The 24,648-nt window shown below is 58.8% G+C and carries 19 protein-coding genes and 4 pseudogenes; 9 read left to right on the forward strand and 14 right to left on the reverse strand.

Annotated elements, in window-relative coordinates; genetic code table 11:
- Positions 1–15: 15 nt before the first annotated feature.
- A pseudogene (locus RVM26_RS13155) lies at positions 16–980 on the forward strand (IS256 family transposase); the annotation flags it as partial.
- Here the strand turns inward: RVM26_RS13155 and RVM26_RS13160 are convergent.
- The 5 genes from RVM26_RS13160 to RVM26_RS13180 all read right to left on the reverse strand — a co-directional run bounded on the left by RVM26_RS13160 (position 956) and on the right by RVM26_RS13180 (position 4,358).
- Positions 956–1,126: a hypothetical protein gene (locus RVM26_RS13160; protein ID WP_498941803.1), complete on the reverse strand. Its 171-nt coding sequence runs from the start codon at positions 1,124–1,126 to the stop codon at positions 956–958. The pseudogene RVM26_RS13155 and the gene RVM26_RS13160 sit on opposite strands and share 25 nt — an antisense overlap.
- Before the next feature lie 113 nt (positions 1,127–1,239).
- Entirely contained in the window at positions 1,240–2,007 is a 768-nt protein-coding gene (locus RVM26_RS13165) for an amino acid ABC transporter ATP-binding protein (protein ID WP_498941756.1), read from the reverse strand.
- Positions 2,000–2,665 (reverse strand): amino acid ABC transporter permease, encoded by a 666-nt coding sequence (locus RVM26_RS13170; RefSeq protein WP_498939068.1) that lies wholly within the window; start codon positions 2,663–2,665, stop codon positions 2,000–2,002. The genes RVM26_RS13165 and RVM26_RS13170 overlap by 8 nt, the downstream gene beginning before the upstream one ends.
- 36 nt (positions 2,666–2,701) lie before the next feature.
- Positions 2,702–3,343: an amino acid ABC transporter permease gene (locus tag RVM26_RS13175; protein ID WP_498887786.1), complete on the reverse strand. Its 642-nt coding sequence runs from the start codon at positions 3,341–3,343 to the stop codon at positions 2,702–2,704.
- A gap of 97 nt (positions 3,344–3,440) precedes the next feature.
- The gene (locus tag RVM26_RS13180) at positions 3,441–4,358 is read right to left on the reverse strand and encodes a type 2 periplasmic-binding domain-containing protein (RefSeq protein WP_498939070.1); all 918 of its coding nucleotides are present in this window, start codon (positions 4,356–4,358) and stop codon (positions 3,441–3,443) included.
- A gap of 232 nt (positions 4,359–4,590) precedes the next feature.
- Between RVM26_RS13180 and pdxR the strand changes: the two genes are divergently transcribed.
- The 4 genes and pseudogenes from pdxR to RVM26_RS13200 all read left to right on the forward strand — a co-directional run bounded on the left by pdxR (position 4,591) and on the right by RVM26_RS13200 (position 9,329).
- Positions 4,591–6,099, forward strand: coding sequence for an aminotransferase-like domain-containing protein (gene pdxR, locus RVM26_RS13185; RefSeq protein ID WP_498939071.1), 1,509 nt, complete (start codon positions 4,591–4,593; stop codon positions 6,097–6,099).
- 226 nt (positions 6,100–6,325) lie between these two features.
- A pseudogene (locus RVM26_RS13190) lies at positions 6,326–7,008 on the forward strand (sulfite exporter TauE/SafE family protein).
- A gap of 100 nt (positions 7,009–7,108) precedes the next feature.
- Positions 7,109–7,876, forward strand: coding sequence for a Rossmann-fold NAD(P)-binding domain-containing protein (locus tag RVM26_RS13195; RefSeq protein WP_498939073.1), 768 nt, complete (start codon positions 7,109–7,111; stop codon positions 7,874–7,876).
- A gap of 13 nt (positions 7,877–7,889) precedes the next feature.
- On the forward strand, positions 7,890–9,329 hold the full coding sequence (locus tag RVM26_RS13200; RefSeq protein ID WP_498939075.1) for an aminotransferase family protein: 1,440 nt from the start codon (positions 7,890–7,892) through the stop codon (positions 9,327–9,329).
- A 225-nt stretch (positions 9,330–9,554) separates the two neighbouring features.
- Here the strand turns inward: RVM26_RS13200 and RVM26_RS13205 are convergent.
- The 5 genes and pseudogenes from RVM26_RS13205 to RVM26_RS13225 all read right to left on the reverse strand — a co-directional run bounded on the left by RVM26_RS13205 (position 9,555) and on the right by RVM26_RS13225 (position 13,763).
- Positions 9,555–10,359 (reverse strand): annotated as a pseudogene (locus tag RVM26_RS13205) (transposase).
- Between the two features lie 68 nt (positions 10,360–10,427).
- Positions 10,428–10,750 (reverse strand): annotated as a pseudogene (locus RVM26_RS13210) (IS481 family transposase); the annotation flags it as partial.
- A 96-nt stretch (positions 10,751–10,846) separates the two neighbouring features.
- Positions 10,847–12,142: a TRAP transporter large permease gene (locus RVM26_RS13215; protein ID WP_498939077.1), complete on the reverse strand. Its 1,296-nt coding sequence runs from the start codon at positions 12,140–12,142 to the stop codon at positions 10,847–10,849.
- Positions 12,139–12,693: a TRAP transporter small permease gene (locus RVM26_RS13220; RefSeq protein WP_498939078.1), complete on the reverse strand. Its 555-nt coding sequence runs from the start codon at positions 12,691–12,693 to the stop codon at positions 12,139–12,141. Before RVM26_RS13220 ends, RVM26_RS13215 begins: the two co-directional genes overlap by 4 nt.
- Before the next feature lie 89 nt (positions 12,694–12,782).
- Positions 12,783–13,763, reverse strand: coding sequence for a TRAP transporter substrate-binding protein (locus tag RVM26_RS13225; RefSeq protein WP_498939080.1), 981 nt, complete (start codon positions 13,761–13,763; stop codon positions 12,783–12,785).
- 257 nt (positions 13,764–14,020) lie between these two features.
- On the opposite strand from RVM26_RS13225, the gene RVM26_RS13230 reads away from it, so the two are divergent.
- Positions 14,021–14,794 (forward strand): SDR family NAD(P)-dependent oxidoreductase, encoded by a 774-nt coding sequence (locus RVM26_RS13230; RefSeq protein WP_287806120.1) that lies wholly within the window; start codon positions 14,021–14,023, stop codon positions 14,792–14,794.
- Positions 14,795–14,810: 16 nt separating this feature from the next.
- Here the strand turns inward: RVM26_RS13230 and RVM26_RS13235 are convergent, their stop codons facing one another.
- From RVM26_RS13235 to speB, 4 genes are all read right to left on the reverse strand, one after another.
- Complete coding sequence (locus RVM26_RS13235) at positions 14,811–16,256, reverse strand: aldehyde dehydrogenase family protein (RefSeq protein WP_498939082.1); 1,446 nt, start codon at positions 16,254–16,256, stop codon at positions 14,811–14,813.
- Positions 16,257–16,265: 9 nt separating this feature from the next.
- Positions 16,266–17,894, reverse strand: a complete 1,629-nt coding sequence (locus RVM26_RS13240; RefSeq protein ID WP_498939084.1) for a 5-guanidino-2-oxopentanoate decarboxylase — start codon at positions 17,892–17,894, stop codon at positions 16,266–16,268.
- A gap of 10 nt (positions 17,895–17,904) precedes the next feature.
- Positions 17,905–19,287 (reverse strand): YjiH family protein, encoded by a 1,383-nt coding sequence (locus RVM26_RS13245; protein WP_498939086.1) that lies wholly within the window; start codon positions 19,285–19,287, stop codon positions 17,905–17,907.
- Between the two features lie 137 nt (positions 19,288–19,424).
- Positions 19,425–20,375, reverse strand: a complete 951-nt coding sequence (speB, locus tag RVM26_RS13250) for an agmatinase (RefSeq protein ID WP_193461426.1) — start codon at positions 20,373–20,375, stop codon at positions 19,425–19,427.
- Between the two features lie 287 nt (positions 20,376–20,662).
- Between speB and RVM26_RS13255 the strand changes: the two genes are divergently transcribed.
- The 3 genes from RVM26_RS13255 to RVM26_RS13265 all read left to right on the forward strand — a co-directional run bounded on the left by RVM26_RS13255 (position 20,663) and on the right by RVM26_RS13265 (position 24,637).
- On the forward strand, positions 20,663–22,081 hold the full coding sequence (locus RVM26_RS13255) for a sigma-54 interaction domain-containing protein (protein ID WP_498939088.1): 1,419 nt from the start codon (positions 20,663–20,665) through the stop codon (positions 22,079–22,081).
- 94 nt (positions 22,082–22,175) lie between these two features.
- On the forward strand, positions 22,176–23,300 hold the full coding sequence (locus RVM26_RS13260; RefSeq protein ID WP_498939090.1) for an ABC transporter ATP-binding protein: 1,125 nt from the start codon (positions 22,176–22,178) through the stop codon (positions 23,298–23,300).
- Between the two features lie 77 nt (positions 23,301–23,377).
- Complete coding sequence (locus RVM26_RS13265; RefSeq protein ID WP_498941758.1) at positions 23,378–24,637, forward strand: ABC transporter substrate-binding protein; 1,260 nt, start codon at positions 23,378–23,380, stop codon at positions 24,635–24,637.
- The last annotated feature ends 11 nt before the right edge of the window (positions 24,638–24,648 follow it).

Genomic DNA, 24,648 nt, shown 5'->3' on the forward strand with positions numbered 1-24,648 from the left:
GTGGAATGAACGCTTACGCTGCTGCCGCCCTACCTGAAGCGGGCCCGCAGCATCGAGGAGCTGATCCCTTGGCTCTACCTGAAGGGGGTCTCGACTGGCGACTACCAAGAGGCCCTGGTAGCCCTGCTGGGTGACCAGGCCAAAGGGCTCTCGGCCACCACCGTGACCCGGCTCAAGAAGCAGTGGGAGACCGAGCATGCCGAGTGGCAGAAGCGGGGCCTATCAGAGCAGCGCTACGTCTACTGGTGGGCAGACGGCGTCTACAGCAACGTGCGCATGGATGACCGCCTGTGTCTGCTGGTGATCATCGGTGTTACCGAGCAGGGCCGCAAGGAGCTGGTGGCCGTCGAGGATGGGCGACGCGAGTCGGAAGCCAGCTGGAAAGAACTGCTCACGGGGCTACGCGAGCGGGGGCTGACCACGGCCCCCAAGCTGGCGGTCGGCGACGGCGCCATGGCTTCTGGGCCGCGCTGAGCAAGGTCTACCCGGAGACCGACCACCAGCGTTGCTGGGTCCACAAGACCGCCAACATACTGAACAAGCTGCCAAAATCGGTGCAGCTCAAGGTCAAGGCCGACCTTCACGAGATCTGGATGGCCGAGACCCGCGACGAGGCACACAAGGCCTTCGATCGCACCGTGAAACGCTTCGAGGCCAAGTACCCCAGAGCCATGGAGTGCCTGGCCAAGGATCGGGAGGAGTTGCTGGCATTCTATGACTACCCGGCAGAGCACTGGGTGCATATCCGCACCACCAACCCGATCGAATCGACCTTCGCCACGGTCCGCCTGCGGAGCAAGCGGAGCCGGAATTGCGGCTCCAGGGCGACGACCCTGGCGATGGTCTTCAAGCTGCTTCAGAGCGCCCAGAAGCGCTGGAAGCGGATCAAGGGGTTCAACAAGCTGGAGCTGGTCGTGAACAACGTCCAGTTCAAGGGCGGCGAGCCCTTGACCGATCAGCCAGACAGGACTGCCGCCTGACTTGCCGTACACAGGATTTGACAATAACTCCAGAGGGCTTCACGCAGCAGCAGCGCGCCGCTGTCGCTGGTGGTGTGCTGGCCGCTCAGCTCGACACGGACAGCGCCGTTGCACGAGGGCGTCCAGGTGGATAGGCTTTCACCCATGGCGAGTGGTCCTCTTGAGTCGTGTTCTGGCAGAAACAGTTTGATTCTACAAGAGAAAACCACTCGCCATCTTCGTTTTCAGGCCGGCCTCGTGAATAAGCCGGGATGAAATGTCAGCTGGCCTTATCCAGCTCAAGGAACCGCCTAACCCGTTCACTACCAGGATTATTAAAAAACACATCCGGCGCCGATTTTTCAATAATGATTCCCTTGTCCAGAAACACCACTTGATCTGAAACGTTACGGGCAAAATCCATTTCATGCGTGACGATAATCATCGTATAGCCTTCCTGCGACAGGTCACGCATCACCGACAGCACTTCACCTACTAACTCAGGGTCTAGTGCGGATGTGGGTTCGTCAAACAACATGACCTTAGGTTGCATAGCCAGCGCACGCGCAATGGCGACCCGCTGTTTTTGTCCACCAGAAAGCGTGCACGGATATGTGTCCGCCTTTTCTGCCATTCCTACTTTTTGTAAGAATTCCATTCCACGTTCCCGAGCTTCCTCTTTTTTCAAGCCTTGAACATAGATGAGTGCTTCGGTCACATTTTTGAGTACCGAAAGGTGCGGCCATAAATTGAATCCCTGAAAAACCATGCCCAGCTGAGTGCGTACTTTGGCCAGCTCTCGTCGAGTCATCGGTTTGCTGGAGTCCTCACGGACCCCGATACGCTCTCCGTTAATACGTATCTCGCCCCGGTCAGGCACTTCCAACCAGTTGATACACCTTAGCAGTGTGGACTTGCCTGACCCTGAAGACCCCAGAATACTGACCACCTCGCCACGGCTAACATCGAGACTGACATCCCTGAGGACTTCTGTACCGTCAAAACTTTTGGATAGATTGTTGATGCTCACTTCAGAATATTCAGGCATTGCTAAAACCTCTTTTTTCACCAAGGCGCCCCAGCAGGCGGATGCTTTGCTCAAGCATTAAACTGATCGCCCAGTAGAAGCCAATCACGACAATAAAGGCCTCCATAGGGATAAAGTAGGTGCTTGATAGGCTATTAGCAGCAGCCGTCAACTCCCTCACGGTGATGATCACCAGAAAGGCTGTGTCCTTAAGCAGGATAATCAGCTGGTTTCCCATCACCCCTCTGGTGCGGAGAACGAGTTGTGGCAATATAATGCGTATGAACATGGCCGGACGTGAAAACCCCAGCGCCGTTGCGGCCTCTTCCTGTCCACTGGACAAGGTGACCCGGCTGCCACGTAAGATTTCGGCAAAATAGGCACCATGATAAAGAATCAAGGCTGACACACCCGCCTGCCAGGCACTTAAGCGTATTTCCAGACTGGGTAGACCATAATAGAAAAGGTACGCCAGAATCAGAAAAGGCAGCATGCGCATACCATCAATGAAAATGCGTAGTGGCTTCTTCAGCCGAGGCCTGGCGCCTTCCATCATAAAGACGAGCAGGCTTCCCAATAAAAAAGCAGCAATCGCGGAAATGACGAAGATGGTGACGGTATTTCCAAACCCTTGCCAGAACACATCGCGGGACGACCATAGAATTTCCCAGTTGCTCATACTCCCCCCTGACACATCAGGCATTAATACAATGGCTTACATAGCTAATCGGTTTGCCTTACGCTCAGCGATCCGCTGACCCCATACCAGGAATCCGATAATCGCCATATACAATAGAGCGGCTGCCAGAATCGGCGGCAAAGGATCATAGGTCACCGCTGAAATACGGTTGGTCACACGTGTCAAATCAACAATTCCGATTACCGCAATGGCGGGACTGCCTTTCACTAGAAAAGACATTTCGTTGACGAGATTAGGCAAACTGGTGATCACCGTTTGAGGTAGCATGATGCGTCGAAAATACGTCCAGGGTGTCATCCCCACTGCCATCGCGGCTTCACGCTGGTCATTAGAAAAGTTGTTAAAGGCTGAGCGCCAGATTTCTGCATTGAACGCCGTAGTATTTAGCGTCAAGGCCATGATGGCCGCCACATTGCGATCCAGGTTAATACCGAAGGTAGGGCCTGAGAGAAAGATAAACAGCACAAGGGTAACCAGCGGAGTGGCTCTTGCCATACTGATATAGGTGCCCAATAGCTGATGTATGAAAGGCAACCTTGCCAAACGTATCAGGGCAATAATGAGGCCCAGTACCACACCAAGTGCAATAGAGACGGCAGATATCCAGGCTGTTGTCCATGCTCCCTGAAGCAACAGCCCCCAAGCGCTACTATCCATGATCGAGACCCCTCTTTGTGTCACAGGAACCCGGCCTTAAGCCGGGTAGCCCGCCAGCCATTGGCGTTAAAGACTCGTTCATTAATGATACTGGCAGTTACATGCCAGCCATTTGATGAAACTCTTCAACACTCATTATTGGGGTAGTAGGTAGCTCCTCGAACGACTCACCAAACCAGGTTTCTTGTAGTTCGTACAAGCGTCCTGACTCTCTAAGGTGAGCCATGAAGTCCGTCAGATAAGCAAGAAGTTCAGGGCTATTCTTGGGTACCGGCCAGGCAACAAACCCCGGCCCGGATACCGCCTGCCCCGCCTCGAATACATCACCACGCGTACTTATAAGATCATTTACAGGTACCGCCGAATTGATGACGTAATCCAGCCGACCATTGGCAAGGTCAGCATAGATTTCCGGGTAGGCCTCATACTCCATGACATCTCCCAGCTCACCGCCGGTTTCTTCGAGCATGGCCTCCAGCTCAGGCAAACGGCTTAGCAGAACACTCCCCGCTTGCACGCCAACCGTCATACCATCAAGGTCCGCCACACTGTTGATACGGTCATCGCCTGCGCGCTTAACGTAAAAATGCTGTGCCGAGGCAAACGGTGGCGCGTAATTGAAGACCCGCAAGCGCTCATCCGAAACCGATGCTCCGGTAATTGCCACGTCGTACTGGCCGTTCGACACGGCAGCCAACAAGCCTGTCCAGGGCAGGATTTCCTGACGAATTTCAAAGTCAGCGTACGCTTCAAGCTCGGTCAGCACATCTTCGATAAAGCCATCCGGATCACTGCCATTCATGAAGTTGAAAGGTGCATAGTTATCTTCAGTGGCAACACGCATGTAACCACGCTCCTCGATTTCCGGAAGATCTGCCGCCAGCACCACCACAGAGGCACTCATTGCCAGACTTCCTATGGCTAGTACAGCGCCCCTTCTGAAGGCTCTAGGCATCGTTGATGCGACGAGCTTACGGGTTAGTGATTTATCAATAAGAAGATTAAAAAGCTGCATGGTGAATTCTCCGCAAGACGCCTGCTCAAGGCATTGTTCAATCAAGCTGCCAGCCGCCATGGAAACGCTGACCGTGCCACCACCTTAGAATTTTCATCACCATCTGCTTAGAGCCAGTTACCTGACAAGATATGGACAGCTTCATGGCACGCATCATGCATGGGCATAACGGGCTATCGCCCGAGAAGGCAGCGTTGCTGCCTGCAACAGTGTTACGGAAAGGAGTGACCCTATGATTCTCGGCTTAACACTGCACAAAGACACAGACCGTTGTCTGCAGGAACAACTGAGGTCAGCACTGCTTGATGCCATTCATTCTGGCAGTTTGCCTGACAATGAGGCTCTGCCCTCATGCCGCAAGCTCTCCAAGCAACTCGGGGTATCTAGAAACACTGTCGCTATCGTGTATGAAACGCTTGCTGATGACGGCTATATCATCAGCCGACCACGCAGTGGCTATTATCTGCACCCGAACTATCATTTCGACCATTCATCGGGGAAAGCGTCACATCGACCGCCACAGAGTTCCTCTTGCCAAAACAGGACACGGCATCACGTCAATGCAAATACCACTGATTATGCACCACTATGGAACGCCAGACTCAAGCAGCGTCCTAGCCATTTTGAAGGAGTATTAAAGCCAAGCAACTGGCACGCTTACCCTTACTCCTTCATATATGGCCAGCTAGATCCACAACAGTTTCCACTGTCACAATGGCGTGGCATTACACGGCGGCTGCTGGGCGCCACCCGAGAGAAAAGTTGGCTGAATGACTGCATTGATCAGGACGACCCTTTGCTGATCGAGCAGTTGCGCCAGCGTGTCCTACCTCGAAGGGGTATCTTTGCCCGAGAGGATGAAATTCTGATCACCCTAGGCTCGCAGAATGCGCTTTTTCTACTTTCTCAGCTCTTGCTGGACTCACACAGCCATGTCGGCATGGAAAACCCAGGGTATAAAGAAGCTGCCAATATTTTCCAGCATTGCGGTGCGCAGCTGGTATTCCATGATGTTGACCGAGAAGGCATGGTGATTGATCAACTATCAAGCCGGTGTGATTACCTCTATGTGACCCCCAGTCATCAAGTTCCGACCGGTGTTAGGATGACGCTGGCTCGCCGCCGAGCGCTTGAGGCACAAGTGATGCGCCATGATCAAGTCATTCTAGAAGATGACTATGACGCAGAACTGCATGGTGATAAACAAGCTTTGCCCGCCATGAAAGCTGGCTCTGCGGGTCATCGCGTCATTTATTTCAGCAGTTTATCCAAAGCATTTGCGCCAGGCCTGCGGCTTGGGTATGTCGTTGCCGACGCTGAACTCATTAATGAAATGCGTGCGTTGAGGCGGCTGATGTATCGTCATCCACCAGCGAATATTCAACATCAAGTTGCTCAATTCATTGCTCAGGGGTATTACGAGAAGTATCTAAGAACACACATCGACGACACCGACCGGCGCCGGGACATTTTGCGCGAAGCACTACAGCGCCATATTCCGGACCTTGCCTGCTGCAGTCATTCCAGAGCCAGCGCCTTCTGGATGAGCGCTACTCCTGACATAGATACACAGAGGCTTGCTTGGCAGGCCGCTCAACAGGGTGTATTGATTGAACCCGGATTTCAGCACTTCTTTGATGCGGCTCCTCCGCGCCACTTTCTGCGCCTTGGGTTCCAAGCCATAGCCCAGCGCCAAATCGTACCGGGGATTACAACCCTGGCTAAGGTGCTGGCACGTTAACTTGGCTTGATCATGCCCCTATCTCAGTTATCACCTGCTGAACAGCATCATGTCACATCGGCCACGCGCAACTGGCCCTAAACCTCAGACACTATTCCCCGCTAAGGTCACAGACTACGACACTGAGGGGAACCACATCATGACAGACGCCCACTGGCTGCTACCGGGAACATTGCTGGCACTTCTTGCGGGCGGGGTTCGCGGCTATACCGGCTTTGGTTTTGCCATGACGTTGGCACTGGGGCTGCTCTGGCTCCTTCCCCCACTACAAGTCATCGTAGTGGTACTGATGCTGGATATTCTGGGCGCTTTAGGGCTGGCCCGGCGCGCCTGGAAAGCGGCAGACAGAACACTGCTGGCCCGCCTAGTACCCGCCATGTTTGGCATGTCTTTACTGGGCACCCTCGTGATGACATCGCTGCCTTATCACGCTGCCAAACTGCTTATTTCAGGGCTTTGCCTGATCGGCGCTGTGGCGACGTTTTTACCTACGGGCCTTATAAGCCGCTCTCGCAGACGCGACAAGGCCATGGCGGTTCCTGCCGGGGCGGCGTCAGGGTTAGCCATGGCAGTGGCATCTGCCGGTGGGCCTCCTCTAATGCTTTATCTGATGCACACCACACTGGATGCCACCCAAGCCAGAGCAACCGCCATCGTTTTTTTATCGCGGCCAGCAGTACAGCACTGTTCGGTTATAGCTTTAACGGTGCCGTGCCCTTATCAGCCTTCATCATGACTGGCGTGTTATTGCCTGCTGCACTGATGGGCGCCTGGTTAGGGCAGTACTGTTTCCACCGTTTTCCACCTGCTTCTTATCGTAAAAGCGTCAGCCCGCTACTGATCGTGATGGCGCTATGGATTCTGGTGAGTGAGCTGTGGCCAGGAGCTTCCGGCGCTGCAATGCCGTAAGGCGATGTGCGGATTCACCGAGGGCGTTAGGTTGCTATTCAGGCACTTGTCCGCAAGAGCCACCGTGTATTTATCGTTTCGTGAACTCAAGGAGATATACATGCCCGTCATTTTTATTACCGGTGCAACATCCGGATTTGGTTTGGCAACCGCCAGACGCTTTGCACAGGCAGGCTGGTCACTGGTACTGACTGGCCGTCGGGAAGCGCGTTTGAACGCCCTGAAAGAGGAGCTTGCTCAATATTGTGCCGTTCACACTCTGACACTGGACGTATGCAACCGTCAGGCCGTCCAGAATGCGGTAGCGACATTGCCAGCCTCCCACCAGTCGGTTCAGGTGCTAGTCAACAATGCTGGGCTGGCGCTTGGTACCGAGCCTGCCCAGGCCTGTGATTTCGATAACTGGAAACAGATGATTGATACCAATATCTCAGGATTGGCCAGCATCACCCATGCCCTTCTTCCCATTCTGATTGACCATGGCCGGGGCGCTAGCATTATCAATCTAGGTTCGATTGCCGGGCGCTGGCCGTACCCTGGCGGCAATGTCTACTGTGGCACCAAAGCATTCGTCGATCAGTTCTCTCACGCACTACGCTGCGATCTCTCTGGCACCGGCGTGCGCGTCACCAACCTGGCCCCAGGCCTTTCAGAAAGTGAATTCACGCTAGTACGCACAGGCGGTGATCAGCAAGCTTACCAACAACTCTATGAAGGCGCTGAGGCCATACAGCCGGAAGATGTTGCAGAGACCATTTTATGGCTGGCTAATCTGCCCGCTCATCTAAACATCAACCACCTTGAAGTCATGCCAGTGACCCAGTCCTGGTCACCCTTTTCTGTTTATCGTCAAACACAAGATACCTAACCAGGAGTACATCATGATAAAGCTGACAGAAAGCACACCGACAGCACAGCCAGAAACCTGCGAGCTGGAAGACCTAAAGAATCAGGATCAACAGCATGTTTGGCACCATCTGACGCCTGGAGCCGCAGCGGCAAAGGGTGTCCCTATGTTTGTACGCGGTGAGGGGCTTCAACTCTGGGACAGTGACGGCAATCAATACCTAGACGCTTCGGCCGGAGGGGTCTGGGTAACCAATGTCGGTTATGGGCGCCGTGAAATTGCCGATGCCATGTACCAACAGCTGCTAGAACTCAACTATTTCGCCGGCTCCATGGCTAGCAAACCCGCCACTCGGTTTGCCACTCGCCTACTGGAAAAGATGCCTGGGTTCAGCCGGGTGTATTATTCAAGCTCAGGCTCCGAGGCCAATGAAAAAGCCTTCAAGATGGTACGCCAGATCAGTCAAAAACATTATCAAGGCAAAAAACACAAGATACTTTACCGCGACCGCGACTATCACGGTACGACCATTGCCACACTAAGTGCATCCGGGCAGAACGAAAGACGCGACCACTTCGGGCCTTTTGTGCCTGATTTTATTGCTATTCCACACTGCTGTGAGTATCGCAATCAGTACCCAGAGGCCGAACACTATGGGCTGCGTGCCGCCCAAGCACTGGAAGACGTTATCCTACAGGAGGGCCCAGACACCGTCGGAGCTGTGATTCTTGAACCGATTACAGCTGGCGGAGGCATCATCACGCCCCCTGAAGGATACTGGCAGCATGTCAGCGACATTTGCCAGCGGCACAACGTATTGCTGATCATGGACGAAGTCGTCTGTGGCCTGGGGCGTACAGGCGCATGGTTTGGTTACCAGCATTTTGGCATTCAGCCAGACATTGTCACTATGGCCAAAGGGGTTGCGTCTGGGTACGCGGCCATTTCGTGCACCGTCACCAGCGAGCACGTTTACGCCCTTCTACAGGAAAGCGAGGAAGATACTCTGGGCTATTTTCGTGATATCTCCACCTTCGGTGGCTGTTTAGCGGGCCAGGCAGCCGCATTAGCCAACCTGGAAATCATTGAGCGCGAAAATTTAGTAGATAACAGCGCCCGTATGGGCAAGCGGCTATTAGACGGTTTCCGCACATTAGCTGAACACTATCCGATGATAGGCGACGTCAGGGGTATGGGACTTTTTGCAGGTATTGAGCTGGTGGAAGATAAAGTCACCAAAGTTCCTGTTCATGAGCGTATTCCCACTGCCATTGCCGCCGAATGTAAGCAGCGCGGGCTACTGATTGGTCGAACCAACCGTAGCATGAGCGGCTATAACAACATTCTCAATTTCAGCCCTGCTCTTATCGCTAGCGAAGGGGATATTGACAATATTGTGCGTATTCTGGATGACGCTATGGCCAAGGTATTTAATCAGCACGCCGCATGGGCTTCACCCAACGATAAACTTTAATCACTTATACCCGCCTCATTCACGAGGGCTCTGATCGGGCAGTCTGAAGCTACGTGCCATCGGCATTTTTCCGGCGTGAGCGCCTGCTTCGTAATGCCCGAACACTGCGTTTCTTTCGCCGATTTATAACCTCCAGGAATGAGTCTCGACCTTCAAAGCAGCCGTGATCGCCGACCGCCCCTGCGGCCGTTCGACTTCTGGTGCTGTGGTGGTCTCGCAGGAGCGTCAGCTTAGTGCGGTCAGCTTCGGCAGCCCCTTCAGCAGCGTCGGCCACCACTTGTCGGCAGCGGCGCCGAGGTGAACCGTGATGCGCCGAGCGTGCAGCGACAAGGTGGCGGCGGTCTTGAGCACTTGCTCACGAAGCCGGCTCAGACTCCAGCCTTGCCGGGTCTGCCGCTCCAGCAGGCAGCGCAAGCCATGCAGGATCTGATACGCGTAGAGGCTCAGCAGCAGGCTCACCTCGTTGCGCGCCATCACGTCCTGGACGGTGGAGGCGCCGCGATCCGTCGACGAGAGGTGCACGTCGAGTGCCGACGTCACCTCGCCCATGTGCGCTTCGGCGCTGCCGCGCTTGCGGTAGAGCGCCAGGATCTTCTCCGGCGGCCAGTCGAACTTGCCGAGGTTGGTGACCAGGAAGAAGGCATGCAGCAGCAGGTCATCGGGGCGTTCCTGCACCACCAACACCACGCGCATCACTGCAGGCCAACTGCCAGAGCGGGTCACGACGCAGCGTGTCGGTACCGCTGAGGTCGATCCAGCCCATCGCGCGCTGCAGCACCAGGGTACGCAGCTGACTGGCCAGTGAGTGGCGGACGCGTAGCGGATTGCGGAGGTCGACCAGGTTGTCTTCCAGCGCCTCGATCACGCCGCTGTTGTCGAGGGCTTCACGCAGCAGCAAAGCGCCGCTGTCGCTGGTGGTGCGCTGGCCGCTCAACTCGACACGCACAGCGCCGTTGCAGGAGGGCGTCCAGATGGATAGGCTTTCACCCATGGCGAGTGGTCCTCTTGAATCGTGTTCTGGCAGGAACAGTTTGATTCTACAAGAGAAAACCACTCGCCATCTTCGTTTTCAGGCCGGCCTCGTGAATAAGCCGGGTTTAACATGCGATGAAGGGCTGAGCGTGATAATGCTGGATTGAGGAATTCACGCGCTACTGCCAGCAGGTCATCCAGCCCCAGACGCAGGTACTCACGGGCAGCAATCAAGACGGTTTCCTGTGCAGGGGTTAAAGTGGCCAAAAGGTTGTGGCGGGTATGGGGTCGATCATGAACATCGTCACGATAACGCCAGCGACGGATCGTAGAGACAGAAACACCATACTGGGCGGCCAGATCTTTATTGCTGACTGATTCTGGGCTCTTCTGTATCTCCGCTCTGATCCTGGGTGTAGTGGTGGCCTGTTATGCAGTTTGATGTTCATGAATACGCTCCTGAATGATCTGCTGAAGGAGACCCTTTGCAGCAAGCAAAGGATAACTCCTAAATGAGACTTGATCATCCGGGACCCTACATCTACTCAATACCCCATCATGCTCGGCAGCCAGGTCGCCAGTCCAGGCACGGCGATCAACAGCAGGATCGTGGCCAGGATGGGCAGCAGGAACGGCAATACGGCTTTGACCACCTGGCCGTACCTCAACCGGGTAATCCCGACCATCAGGAACAGTACCGTGCCAAAGGGCGGGGTAATCACGCCTACCGACAGCGTAATCACCATGACGATACCGAAGTGAACGGGGTCCAACCCCGCGCTGAGGGCGGCCGGTACGACGATGGGCGTGAAAATCAGGATGCTCTCGATCACCGACATGAAGCAGCCGATCAGCAGGAAAAACAGCGCAAAACAGAGCAGCAGCACGATGGTGGGCATATCGATGCTGGCGACCTGGCCTGCCAGCGCCTGGGGGATACCCATACGGACCAGAATCCAGCCGTAGAAGCTCGATACCGCGATGATCAGCAGAATGACCGCGCTGAACATCAGGGTTCTACGAAACGCCAGGAATAAATCCCGCCCGTTCAGGTCACGGTAGATCACCCCGCCCAGGATCACCGCGTACAGCGAGGCAATCGCACCCGCTTCCGTGGGGGTGAAAAAGCCTCCCCAAATACCGCCCACGATAATGGCGGGCATCATCAGAGGCAGGATGGCCCGCTTGCCCGTGCGCACGACTTCGCAGGCATCGAACGCGGTCGGTTTGGGCATCACCACTCGGCCAGTCATGCCCAGCACCACCGTCATGCCCATCAGTAACAGCGCCATCAGGATGCCCGGTAGCACCCCCGCCATGAACAGCCCACCGATACTGACATTGGCCAACCAGCCATACACCACCAGCGCAATGCTGGGCGGCAGGATAGGGCCGATGACGCTGGAGGCCGCCGTAATACCGGTGGAATAGCCCAGCTCGTAGCCGCGCTCCTTCATGGCCTTGATTTCGATGCTGCCAAGCCCGGCGGCATCGGCGACTGCGGTACCCGACATGGTGGCAAAAATCGAGCTGGCCACGACATTGGCATGCCCCAGCCCGCCTTTGGTGAATCCCACCAGCGCCGTGGCGAAGTCGAAGATACGGGTGGTCGTGGAGCCCACGTTCATGATGTTGGCCGCCAGAATGAACAGCGGGATGGCCAGCAGCGTGAAGTTGTTGAGGGTTTGCACCATGCGCAACGGCAGCAGCTCCACCGGCAGGCCCCCCGCCCCGGTTACTGCCAGGGCAATGAACGAGGTCACCCCAATGGCCACCACCACGGGCAACCCAATGGCCATCAGGGCCAGCAAGCCCCCTACGAATACGAGCAATTCCATCATGGCTGCGCGGGCTCCTCATCACGGGGCGCTTCCAACCAGGCCACGGGGCCACGCAGGGTCTGCCACGCGGCGATCAGCGCCATGCCCGAGAAACTGAGCAAGACGCCGTAATAGAGAAAACTGAAGCTGATACTCAGCGATACGGTCTTGTTGTTGGCACTCATGTCGGACATGATCCAGGCGCCCCAGGCCGCCAGCACGAAAAATCCGCAGGAGATCATGGCCGTCAAGCGATACTGAAGATGCCTGCCCACGTTGGAGAGCCGATGACTGAACAAGTCCACGACCAGATGCTCACTACGCACCCACGCCGAAATGGAGCCAAAACCAATCGCATAAATGGCCAGCAGCGATGCGACTTCTTCTGTCCAGGGCATTCCCAGCCCCAGCAGGTCACGAGCCACCACGGCCGCCACCAGCAGCACCAGAATGGCCACCATCAAGGTCACGCCCACCACATCGCACAGGCTCGTAATGACACGCAGCACACTTTGGGCGGCTCTATCCAGCCCCTGCACGGGTGCCGCTTTCTCTTCCGAGGGAGCATTCATCGATAATTTCCTGAGGTGATCTCGCAATCCACGGCCACGGGGGTGTCGGGCACCCCCGTGGCTGAACCCAACGCGTTGGCGCTAGCGCGTCATTCGCCCTGATGCCCGAGGGCGTCCTCGCTCACGCCATCGGCCATATCGGCCATGACCCGCTCGATGGCAGGCAACGCAGCGGTTCTGAACGCTTCGATATCCGGTTCGATGATGGTCATGCCCTGCTCTTCCAGCGCGCCGAGGTAGTACTCGTCCAGCTCGCGCTCACGCTCGGAGCCATGGGCACGCGCCACGTGAATGGCCTCTTCGATCAGCGCTTGATCGTCTTCTTCCAGGCTGTCCCACCACCGCGAACTGGCCACCCAGTTCCACGGGAACTGCACGTGGCTGGTCAGAATGATGTGATCCTGCACTTCCCATAAGCGCCGGGTATATGGCGAAGAGAGCGAGTTTTCATGGCCGTCTACCTGGCGCGTCTGCATGGCCAGGTAGATCTCCGGAGCAGGCACGTTGACCACCTGGGCACCGATCTCTTCCCATACCGCCAGCCACACCGGCAACGAAGGTAGGCGCATGCGGAAACCGCGCAGGTCTTCAGGGGTTTCGATGGCCTTGTTGGCCGTCATGTGGCGCGGCCCACGATGCTGGGTGCCGAAGTACTTGAGCCCGCCCTGGCTTTCGGCCTGCGCGATCAACGCCTGCCCAGAGGGGCTCTCCATGTACGCATCCACCTCTTCCCAGGTGGCAAACACGAATGGCACGGTAATGGCGTCGTACTCAGGCGCATACTGCTGGCGCCAGTTCCCGCCGGTAATGGAAAGCTGGGTCTGCCCCAGGTTGAGCAATTCCAGAATGGCATCCTCGCCTCCCAGCGAGCCCGCCAGGAAAGGGCGAACGTTGAAGCGGCCCGGCGCCTGCTCTTCCAGGTACTCTGCAAAGCGCTCCACGGCGGCACTTTCGGAACCGCCTTCGCTCATGGTGTTGTTGACTTGGATTTCGATCGGGTTAGCCAGAACGAACGGTGCTGTCGTCAGCATGCCCAGGGTCGCCAGCGTGGCAAGCAGTTGTTTCCGCATGGGAAGGCTCTCTACGGTTGTCGTTATTGGGTGTGGTACTGATTCGATCTTGAAACAAGCCGTCAAACGGCTCAAATCGGCGTTCGAGAAGGCAGGCTTCGTCAATGACGATGGCTTCAATGTCCCCCATAGCGGCACTTTTTTCCGGGACGCTGCGAAAGGCTGCGACTAAAGATGGATACTCAAGGGCTCGGGTTCGTTACCCAATGGCGCTACCCCGAGAGGTTCCATGACAATTCAATGTGGGAATATTCTCCATGCACGAAACCGAGCAGGTCGTGTTCATCACCGGTGCGACGTCCGGCATTGGGCTGGCATGCGCGCATCTTTTTGCCGACGCGGGCTGGGCACTGGTATTGACCGGGCGGCGTCAGGACCGCCTGGCGAAGCTGCAGGCCATCTTCGAACAGCACGTGCCTACCCATACGGCGGCTTTGGACGTCAGCGACGCCGAGGCGGTGGCCGAAGTCGTGGCGGCCTTGCCCGAGCGTTTTCAGCGCGTGCACACGCTGATCAACAATGCCGGGCTGGCGCTGGGCAAGGACCCGGCGCCGCAAGCATCGCTGGAAGACTGGCATCGCATGATCGACACCAATATCAAGGGGCTGGTCAACGTCACCAAGCACCTGCTGCCGCTGCTGAGCGCTTCCACCCCAGGGGCCACGATCATCAACCTGGGCTCCATTGCCGCCAATACGCCCTACCCGGGTGGCCATGTATACGGTGCCACCAAGGCTTTCGTGGAGCAGTTCAGCTATAACCTGCGCTGTGACGTGAGCCCGCTGGGCATTCACGTCACGGACCTGGCCCCCGGCATGACGGCCAGCGAGTTCACCCTGGTGCGCATGAAGGGCGACCAGAGCGTCACCGACCGCTACTACGAAGGTGCGCAACCGCTCCAGCCAGAAGATGTGGCCACGCAGGCGCTGCATGTGGCCTCCCTGCCTGCCCACGTCAATATCACCCGCCTGGAAGTCATGCCCGTGTGTCAGCAGTGGTCAGCGCCGACCATTTTGCGCCACCAGACGTAAGCGTTGGCCCGGCGACTTACGCCGGGCCAACCACATGCTTCACTTCCAGGTAGGCACTCAACCCCCAAGGGCCCAGCTCGCGACCAATACCGCTGCGCTTGAAGCCACCCCAGGCGGTTTCGGGCAGCACGAGCTGCTCGCTGTTGTACCAGATACTGCCCGCTTTCAGCTGGCGGCCAATGCGCTTGGCGCGCTCCGGGTTGCTGCTGATCACCGTGGCGGCGAGACCAAAGTCACTGTCATTGGCAAGCCGAATGGCTTCGGCCTCGCTTGCCACGCTGCGACCGCAAAGCACGGGGCCGAAGATCTCTTCTTTCCACAGACGGCTCTCTACCGGCACATCGCGGTAAAGCGTGGGTGCCAGAAAATAGCCTTGGGTGGGTAGCGTTCGGTGCCGCCCATCGCGCACCACCGTCAGCCCTTCCTGCTCGGCAATATCGAGATAGCGCTGTACGGCATCGCGCTGCCTAGCGCTGGTCAACGGCCCCAGGTCGGTGCCTTCAGCGAGCGGGTCTCCCAGCGTCAGCGCGTCCATACGCTCGGCAAGCGCCGCGTAGAGCGCCTCGGCAACGTCTTCGTGCACCAGCAGTCGCGAGGTGGCAGAGCAAATCTGCCCGGCGTTGAAGTAGATACCCGCCATCACCCAGTCAGCGGCCTGGGCGGGGTCGGCATCGTCCATCACCAGGATGGGGGATTTGCCGCCCAGCTCCAGCGATACGCTCGCAGTGCGCGCGCTGGCGGCCTGCATGACGGCCTCGCCCACGCGGTTACTGCCGGTAAAGGAGATTTTATCCACACCTGCATGGTGAGTGAGCGGCGCGCCAATGCCTTCACCGTCGCCATTGAGCAGATTCAGTACGCCTGCGGGCAGGCCAATGTCCAGCGCGATCTCCGCCAGCACCCGCTCGGGCAGCGGGGTGACTTCCGAGGGTTTGAACACCACCGTACAGCCTGCGGCCAGCGCGGGCGCCAGCTTCCAGGCGCTGGTCACCAGCGGGAAGTTCCAGGGCGCAATCAGCCCCACGACGCCGACAGGGTCATGATAGGTGCGGGCTTCTACGCCTTCCATTTCGAGACTGACGCGCTCTCCCTGGCGCGCATCCAGCGCTTTGGCCTGGGCGGCGTAATAGCGGTAACAGGCAATCGCATCGTCCAGATCGATCCCTGCCTCGGCCAGCGGTTTGCCGTTGTTGGTCGCCGACAGCTGCATCAATGACTCACGACGTGCCTGTAGCGCCTCGGCCAACCTGGTCAGATACTCGGCCCGTGCCGCCCCGCCCAACGCCTGCCACTCGGGCTGTGCCTGCCGGGCAGCGGCCACCGCCGCATCGACGTCTGCCGCATCGCCACCGGTCACTCGCGCGATCCGCTCTTCGCGGTAAGGGTTCATCACATCGAGCAGGCGAGTGCCCGCCGAGGCGACCCATTGATTATTGATGAACTGGTGGTCGAGAGTCTGCATGGGAACGTCCTAGTCGGGAAGTGAGCACGCCCGCTGCCAGGCAGCGGCGTCGATTTCGATCAGTAGCGGGCCGCTGGGCACGCGCTGAGCAAGCGCTCTGAAAAGCTCGTCGGGGCTCTCTACCAGCATGCCGGGGCAGCCGAAGCCTTCGGCCAGGGTGAGAAAATTGGGCGCTTGAATATCGACCCCCAGGCGGGCCACGCCGTTGGCATCCATGTAGCGGCGGATCTCTTCATAACCGGCGTTGTGCCATAGCACGATGACCACTGGCAGGCGGGCCTCCACCGCAGTGGCAAGCTCCGAGAGCGTAAACATCACCCCGCCGTCTCCCACCAGCGCGACGACGGGGAGATCAGGCCGGGCTAGCTGTGCTCCTAGTGCCGCAGGCAGCCCATAGCCCAGGGTGCCGTAGCCGGTAGAGGCGTTGAAGTAGCGCCTGGGCGCAGGCTGGCTGACCAGATGGTTACCGGCATACACCGGCGCGGTGGAATCACCGACCAGGATGGCCCCAGGCAGGTGGTCGGCCAGCGCGGCATAAAGCGGTACGAAATCGCGAAACGCAGGATCATTGGCCAAATCCAATGCGTTTAGCGCAGCGGCCGTTCGCTCGGCGCCCTGACGTTTCAGCGGCGCTGAAAAGTGCTCAAGCAGAAGCTCCAAACTGCGCCCGGCATCACCCACCAAACCCAGCGTGGTGCGCTGATTGCGCACCAATTGCTCGGGGTCCAGGTCGATTCGAATCAGTGTGCCGTTGAGGTGAAAACCGTCGTCGAAAACGACGTCATAGTCGGTTTCGCCCAGCTCGGTGCCTATGGCCAGAATCACATCGGCACTGGCAGCCAGCTCCCTGACGGCAGGCAGCGCGGCATTGGCCCCCAGGTCCAGCGGGTGATCACGCCCCAGCAGCCCCTTGGCGTTGATGGTCGTCACCGTGGGCGCATCCAGTTGCTCAACCAGCGCTCGCGCGGCTGCTGGCGCTGACACACAGCCACCCCCCAACAGCACCAAGGGCTGCCTCGCCGCCTGGAGCAAGCGAGCCGCTTCGGCCACGCCTTCCGGGTCGGGGGCCGCTCGGTATAGCGTTGGCGCTTGCCAACAGGTCGGCACGGGTACGAGTGCATTGAACAGATCGATGGGGATTTCGATATGCACCGGGCCTGGGCGAGCACCGTTGAACACGGCAAAGGCGCGGGCAAGTACCTCCGGCAGCGTGCTGGCATCCAGCAGGGTGTGGCTGAACCGAGCCACACCGCTAACCATCTGCTGTTGGCTGGGCAGTTCGTGCAGGCGCCCTTGGCCCAGGCCCAGCGTATCGCGACGATTGACGCTAGAGATCACCAGCATGGGGATGGAGTCCGCCAGGGCTTGGCCCATGGCGGTGGCCATATTGGTCATCCCCGGCCCGGTGATAATTAAACACACCCCCGGCTGACCGCTGGCACGGGCATAACCATCGGCCATGAACCCCGCCCCTTGCTCATGGCGCGGGGTGATGTGCGCCACCTCGCTGCCCTCCAGGCCACGGTACAGCTCCACGGTATGCACGCCGGGAATGCCAAACAGTGCGCGCACGCCGTAAGTATCGCGCAGCAGGTGAATCAGCAGCTCGGCACAGGTCATTGTCGTTGACTCGTTCATACCAGGCCCCTTAGAAGAAAAACGTGTGGGCCATAAAGGCGATGATCGGCAGCGTAATCGCGGTACGCAGCAGGAATACCACGGCCAGTTCCCAGAACTTGATGGGAATCTTCGACTTGAGCAGCAGCGCACCGATCTCGGACATATAGACCAACTGGGTCATGGAAAGGCAGGCAATCACGAAGCGGGTCAGCTCGCTTTCGATGTTGGTAGCCAGCACCGCAGGCAGGAACATGTCCGCGAAGCCTACCAGCGTGGCAGGTGCAGCCGCCTGGGCTTCAGGAATGCGCAGCAGCTCCAGCACCGGCACCATGGGGTACGAGAGCCAGGTAAACAGCGGCGTGAACTCGGCCAGAATCAGCGCCACGGTGCCAATCGCGAATACCAGCGGCAACAGCGTCAGGAAGATGTCGATGACGTTGAGCAGCGCCAGCCGAGCCAGCGCTTTTGGCCCGGGTGCGCACGCCGCACGGCGGGTGGCCTGCAGCAGGCTGTAACGCAGCAACCCCACGTTGTCAGTGCGCTCTTCGCTCAGCTGGCAGCCCACCGGCTCATGGTAGTCATCGGGTTTACGCGACAGAGGCGGGATACGCGACACGATCACCGCCGCGATCAACCCGGATACGACGACGGTAAAGTAGAAGGGTATGAACAGGTGATTGAGATTGACGAAATTGACCACCAGCAGACTGAATGCAATCGACGCCACCGAAAAGTTGGTGGCAATGACCGAGGCTTCACGGCCGTTGTAAAAGCCCTGTTCGTACTGCTGCGAGGTGATCAGCACGCCCACCGTGCCCGAACCCATCCAGGAAGCGGTGGCATCGATGGCACTGCGACCCGGCAAGTTGAAGATGACGCGAAACGGCTTGCGCACCATGGTGCCAATGAACTCCATGAAACCAAACTCGACCAGAAACGGCAGCAGCAACGCAGCGAAAAAGAAGAACGTCAGCAGCACCGGCGCCAGGTCGTTCAGCATTACGCCGCCGGTAAAGGACGCCGTCACGAACTCAGGGCCGACCTGAAAAAAGGTCATGATGACGAAGACGGCCCCCAGAACGCGCATGGCAATCCATACGGGGCCCACATCGAACATCTCCTTGAAGTGGCCTTGCCGTGCCCAGGCGGGCTTTGCCAGCTTGACGTACAGCGTCACCATCACGGAAACGCACAGCACACCTAGCGCAATGGCTGGCAGCGCCCCACCCAGCAGGGTCTGCAGGCCGTCGGCCATCAGACCCATGCCGATATTGACGGTCTCACCAAACTGAAAAGGGATCAGAAACAGCAGCACGCCGATCAGCGAAGGAATCAGAAACTTCAGCAGATGCGCGCGGGGTATCGACGTGGACGAAGCGGATACTTCCGGCGTCGCTTTAGAGTGTGACATACGGTTCACCTATTGGATGTGATTATTGGAGGTGGGCTGGCGGCGTCCTGAAAGGGAGCACCGCTCCCCTTCCTGTGTATTGTCATCCGCGCCTTGTCAGGTAGGCGCTTGGTGCAGGGCACTTTTGCAGGCAGCGCTTACGGGCGGCGTTGCGCTGCGGGCAGTACGCAAAGCATTTCATACAGCAGCGTGGCGCCCATCAGCGCCGTGTTGCCGCTGGGGTCGTACGGCGGCGACACCTCGACCAGGTCCCCGCCCACGATGTTCAAGCCAGCGGCACCACGCACGATTTCCAGCCCTTGAGCAGAGGTCAGCCCGCCCATTTCCACCGTGCCGGTACCGGGGGCGACCGAAGGGTCCAGACCATCGATGTCGAAACTGATGTACACCGGGGTATCGCCCATTTGCTCACGCACTTCAGCCATCAGTGGCGCCAGCGAGCGGTACCAGCACTCCTCGGCGGGCACTACGCGGAAACCCTGCTTGCGGCACCAGTCGAAATCTTCCGGGGCATAGCCGGTTCCACGCAGGCCGATTTGCACGACCTTGTTATGAGCCAGCAGCCCTTCCTCCTGGGCGCGGCGGAACGGCGTGCCATGGGCAATGGGCTCACCGAACATGTGCTCATTCACATCCGCATGGGCATCGATATGGATCAAGCCCACCGGGCCGTGCTTTTTGGCCATGGCGCGTAGAATCGGCAGCGTCAGCGTGTGCTCGCCCCCCAGCGTGAGAGGAATGCAGTCATGCTTCAGCACGTCGTCGTAGAAGGCGGTGATGATGTCGACGCTTTTCGGCAGGTGAAAGGTGTTGATGGGCACGTCACCGATATCGGCGACCTGAAGCCGCTCGAAGGGAGCCGCCCCCGTGGCCATGTTGTAGGGGCGCAACATGCGCGACTCATCGCGAATCTGGCGTGGCCCCAGGCGGGTACCCGGGCGATTGGAGGTGCCGATATCCATGGGAATGCCGATGAACGCCGCGTCCAACCCTGCTGCGCTCTGTTGCGTGGGCAGGCGCATCATGGTGGCAGGGCCTGCAAAGCGCGGCATGGTGTTGCCGCCCAGCGGCTGATTGAATTCCGACATCGTTCTCTCCTTGGATTTATTGTGGCCAGCCTGACGGGCCAAGCGCTTCAGCGATTTATCCAGCTCATACCGCTCATGCATCGTTGATGCACAGATCAATACACAGACCACTGCACAGACCATGCCAAGTCACCTGCGCTGATAAATAGGGGGGTTTACCGCCCCATCGATGCAAAAATGAATCGCAATGCCAATGAAACGATGCAAAAATGAATCAATGAGTCATATTTGCATCGTCCTGTTCATCCAACGATACAAAAGCGGGTGCGGTAGATAAGGAGGGACGCATGAGTGAAATCGACAGGCGCGTACTGCAAACCATCGTGGAAACCGCCAATGACCACTTCTTTATCGTCAGCGGCGACGGTCAGATTATGGATATCAGCCCCGGCGCCGAGGCGGTATACGGCGTATCACGGGAGGAGCTGCTTTCCAGCAGCGTTCAACAGCTCCAGGCCACCGGTGTTCTGAAACCGTCCATCACCATGGAAGTCATCCGCACTCGCCAGCCCGCTCAGCTAATGCAAATCACCGGCACGGGCCGCCGCGTCATTGCCGAAGCCTACCCCGTGTTCGTCAACGGCAAGCTGGAGCGCATTGTCAGCCGCTCACGGGATTTGACCGACCTTCAGCTGCTGCAGGACGAATACGCTCTGTTGCAAAAACGTTTTAGTGAACACTTGAAACGCAGCCAGGCCGCCCCCGATGCCGAAGAGCAAGCGCTGGATGACGCGCTGGACCACCTTCAGGTCAGAAGCCATGTGATGCGGGAAATCGCCCTGTTGCTCAAGCGCGTGGCACCATCGGATGCCAACGTGCTGATGCTGGGGGAGTCTGGCGTGGGCAAGACGGCCTTTGCCAAGCAGCTCCACCGCTGGAGCGAGCGCCATCATGGCCCGTTCATCGAGGTCAACTGCGCGGCGATCCCGGAAAACCTGTTCGAGTCGGAGATGTTCGGCTACCAGCCCGGCGCCTTCAGCGGTGCCGCGCGGCAAGGCAAGGCCGGACTGCTGGAGCAGGCCGAAGGGGGCACGCTGTTTCTGGATGAAATTGGCGAGCTGCCGCTGCTGATGCAGACCAAACTGCTGAAAGTGATTCAGGATGGCAGCCTGACCCGGTTGGGCGACACGCGGGCTCGTCGCGTCAACTTCCGGCTGGTCGTGGCGACCAATCAGGACTTGGCCAAACGCGTCGAAACCGGCCTGTTCAGGCTGGACCTCTACTATCGTCTGAACGTCATCCCCATCACGCTGCCCCCGCTGCGCGAGCGCCGCGAAGATATTCCCGTGCTGGTGGAAGCCTGCCTGACTCGGCTGAACCACCGCTATGGCCGCCAAAAAATCATCAGTAACCCGGCCTGGTCGACGCTGATGGGCAGCGACTGGCCCGGCAACGTGCGGGAGCTGGAAAACTGGCTGGAAAGAGCCTGGCTTTCAAGCCCCGGCGACCAGATCGAAGCGCCCGCGGCACCTTCGGCCTCTGAGCCACCCGAAACACCGCTGCCCACTGCGTGGCTGACGTCCCCAGCGGCGTCCCTGCAACAGGACGAAAGCCTGAAGGAGTACCTGGCGCGCATCGAGCGCGAGACCTTGGGCCAACTGTGCAGCACCCTGCCCAGCACGTATGCCATCGCCAAGCGTTTGGGCATCAGCCAATCCAGCGTCGTGCGCCGCCTGCAGCGTTACGGCATCAAGATCACCCCCTGACCGCCTCACGACATCAACCTGACATCCAGGCGTCATACAAACGCAACACCTTGCTCTCACTCTAGATCGTCGCCACGCATGACGGATGAGAGCCATGAACCAATCGCGCATTCGCCTGGCAGGCGTCTCCAAGCACTGGGGCGCGACCACGGCAGTCAACGACATTTCCTTCGATATTCAGCCCGGGCAGTTCGTCATTCTGCTGGGGCCGTCAGGCTGTGGAAAATCCACCACCCTGCGCATGCTGGCGGGGCTGGACGACGCCAGTAGTGGCCGCATCCATATCGGCGAGCGGGACGTGACCCACCTGCCGCCCGGCGACCGTGGGCTGAGCATGGTGTTTCAGTCCTATGCGCTATTTCCGCACTTGAGCGTGGCCGACAACATCGTCTTTGGCCTGCGCAGCCGCAAGGTAGCGAAGGCAGAACGGCAGCAGCGCTTGGCCCAGGTGGCCGAGCTGGTGGACCTGACGGATTACCTGCACCGCAAACCGGCACAGCTTTCCGGCGGCCAGCGCCAGCGGGTGGCGTTGGCGCGCGCCATCATTTCCGAACACCCCATCTGTTTGATGGACGAGCCGCTGTCCAACCTGGATGCGCGGCTGCGCAGCGATATGCGCAGGGAGATCAAAGCCCTGCAATCACGACTCGATATGACGGTGGTTTACGTCACTCACGACCAGGTAGAGGCCATGAGCATGGGAGACCGTGTGATCTTGATGCAACAAGGACATATCGTGCAGGACGGCACACCCGACGAGCTTTATAACCAGCCCGCCAGCGCCTTCGCCGCCAGCTTCATCGGCAGCCCGGCCATGAACCTGCTGCCGCTGGTGGCCGGGGCACAGGGAGCGGTGATCGAAGGCGAACCCACCACCCCCGTTGCCCCGTTGCCCGCCGCGGGCGGCCAGTTGGGCATTCGCCCCGAGGATATCGAACTGCGCGAGGCCTCGGCGGCTGGCCTGCCCGGCCAGGTGGAAAGCGAAGAGTATCTGGGCGCCGACACCATTGCCCATGTGAGCGTCGGGCAGCACACCCTGCGTGTGCGGCTGGGCGGCAAACACAGCCTGACGGGCCAGCCCTGCCGACTATTCTGGTCGGCAGACAAGGCCCACCTGTTCGACCCCTCCGGCACACGCCGGGACGACCTGTCGGCGCTGGAACTCACGCCGTATCGCACCATTCCGCGCCCGCCGACGGTGGGCTCTTTTCAGCACTGAGTTTGCTCACCACCCCACAACCCTTGCGACATCACCCACTCTTTGAGGAGTCAGCCATGCGAGTTTCTCATCCCTTGATGTCCGGCGCCCTGCTTGCCAGCGCACTGGGCGCCGCTCAGGTTCAGGCGGATACCATCGATTTGACGATGTACTACCCGGTGTCGGTGGGGGGCGCACTGACCGACGTGATCGATGGCCTGGTGGCTGAATTCGAAAGCGAATATCCGGACATCAACGTGGAAGCCATCTACGCAGGCAACTACGACGACACCCGCGTGCGCGCCATGTCCGCCATGGAAGCAGGGGATGCGCCTCAGCTCTCGGTGCTGTTCTCCATCGACCTGTACGAGCTGATCGAGCAGAACGCCATCGTGGCCTTTGATGACCTCATCGACACCGAGGAAGAGCGCGCGTGGCTGGATAGCTTTTACCCCGGCCTGATGGAGAACGGTCAGTTGGATGGCAAGACCTACGGTATCCCCTTCCAGCGCTCCACCATCGTGCTGTTCTGGAACAAGGACGCCTTTGCAGCCGCTGGCCTGGACCCGGAAACGCCGCCGGAAAACTGGGAAGAGATGGCCCAGATGGCCGCAGCCGTGCGCGAAGCCTCGAATGGTGAACAGTGGGGCGTGATGGTACCGTCCACCGGCTACCCCTACTGGATGTTCCAGGCCTTTGCCTTCCAGAACGGCCATCGTCTGATGAACGACGATGGCACCGAGGTCTATTTTGACGACCCGGCCGCCATCGAAGCCCTCGAATACTGGGTGTCGCTGGCCACCGAGCATGACGCCATGCCCAGTGGCACCATCGAGTGGGGCACCCTGCGCCAGAACTTCCTCGAGCAGTCCACCGCCATGATGTGGCACACCACGGGTAACCTGACCGCGGTACGCAACGAGGCCAATTTCGAGTTTGGCGTCGCCATGCTGCCCATGAAGACCCAGCGCGGCAGCCCCACCGGTGGCGGCAACTTCTACATCTTCGAAGATGCCAGTGAAGAGGAGCAGCGCGCAGCGATGACCTTCATCCGCTGGATGACCGCCCCCGAGCGTGCCGCCGCCTGGTCCATCGAAACCGGCTACATGGGCGTCAGCCCCGCCGCCTATGACACCGAGGCATTGCAGCATTACGTGGAAGAATTCGCTCCCGCCGCCGTGGCCCGGGACCAGCTCGAACACGGCACTGCCGAACTCTCTACCTACCAGGGTGGCCGCGTGCGCCGTGCCCTGGATAACGCCGTGCAAGCCGCACTGACAGGGCAAATGAGCCCTGCCGACGCGCTGAGCCAGGCCCAGCGTGAGGCCGATGCGGCGCTGCGCCGCTATGCCCGGTAAGTGCCGATAGG

This window comes from Halomonas sp. KM072 (genome assembly GCF_050710315.1).
Lineage (GTDB): Bacteria > Pseudomonadota > Gammaproteobacteria > Pseudomonadales > Halomonadaceae > Vreelandella > Vreelandella hamiltonii.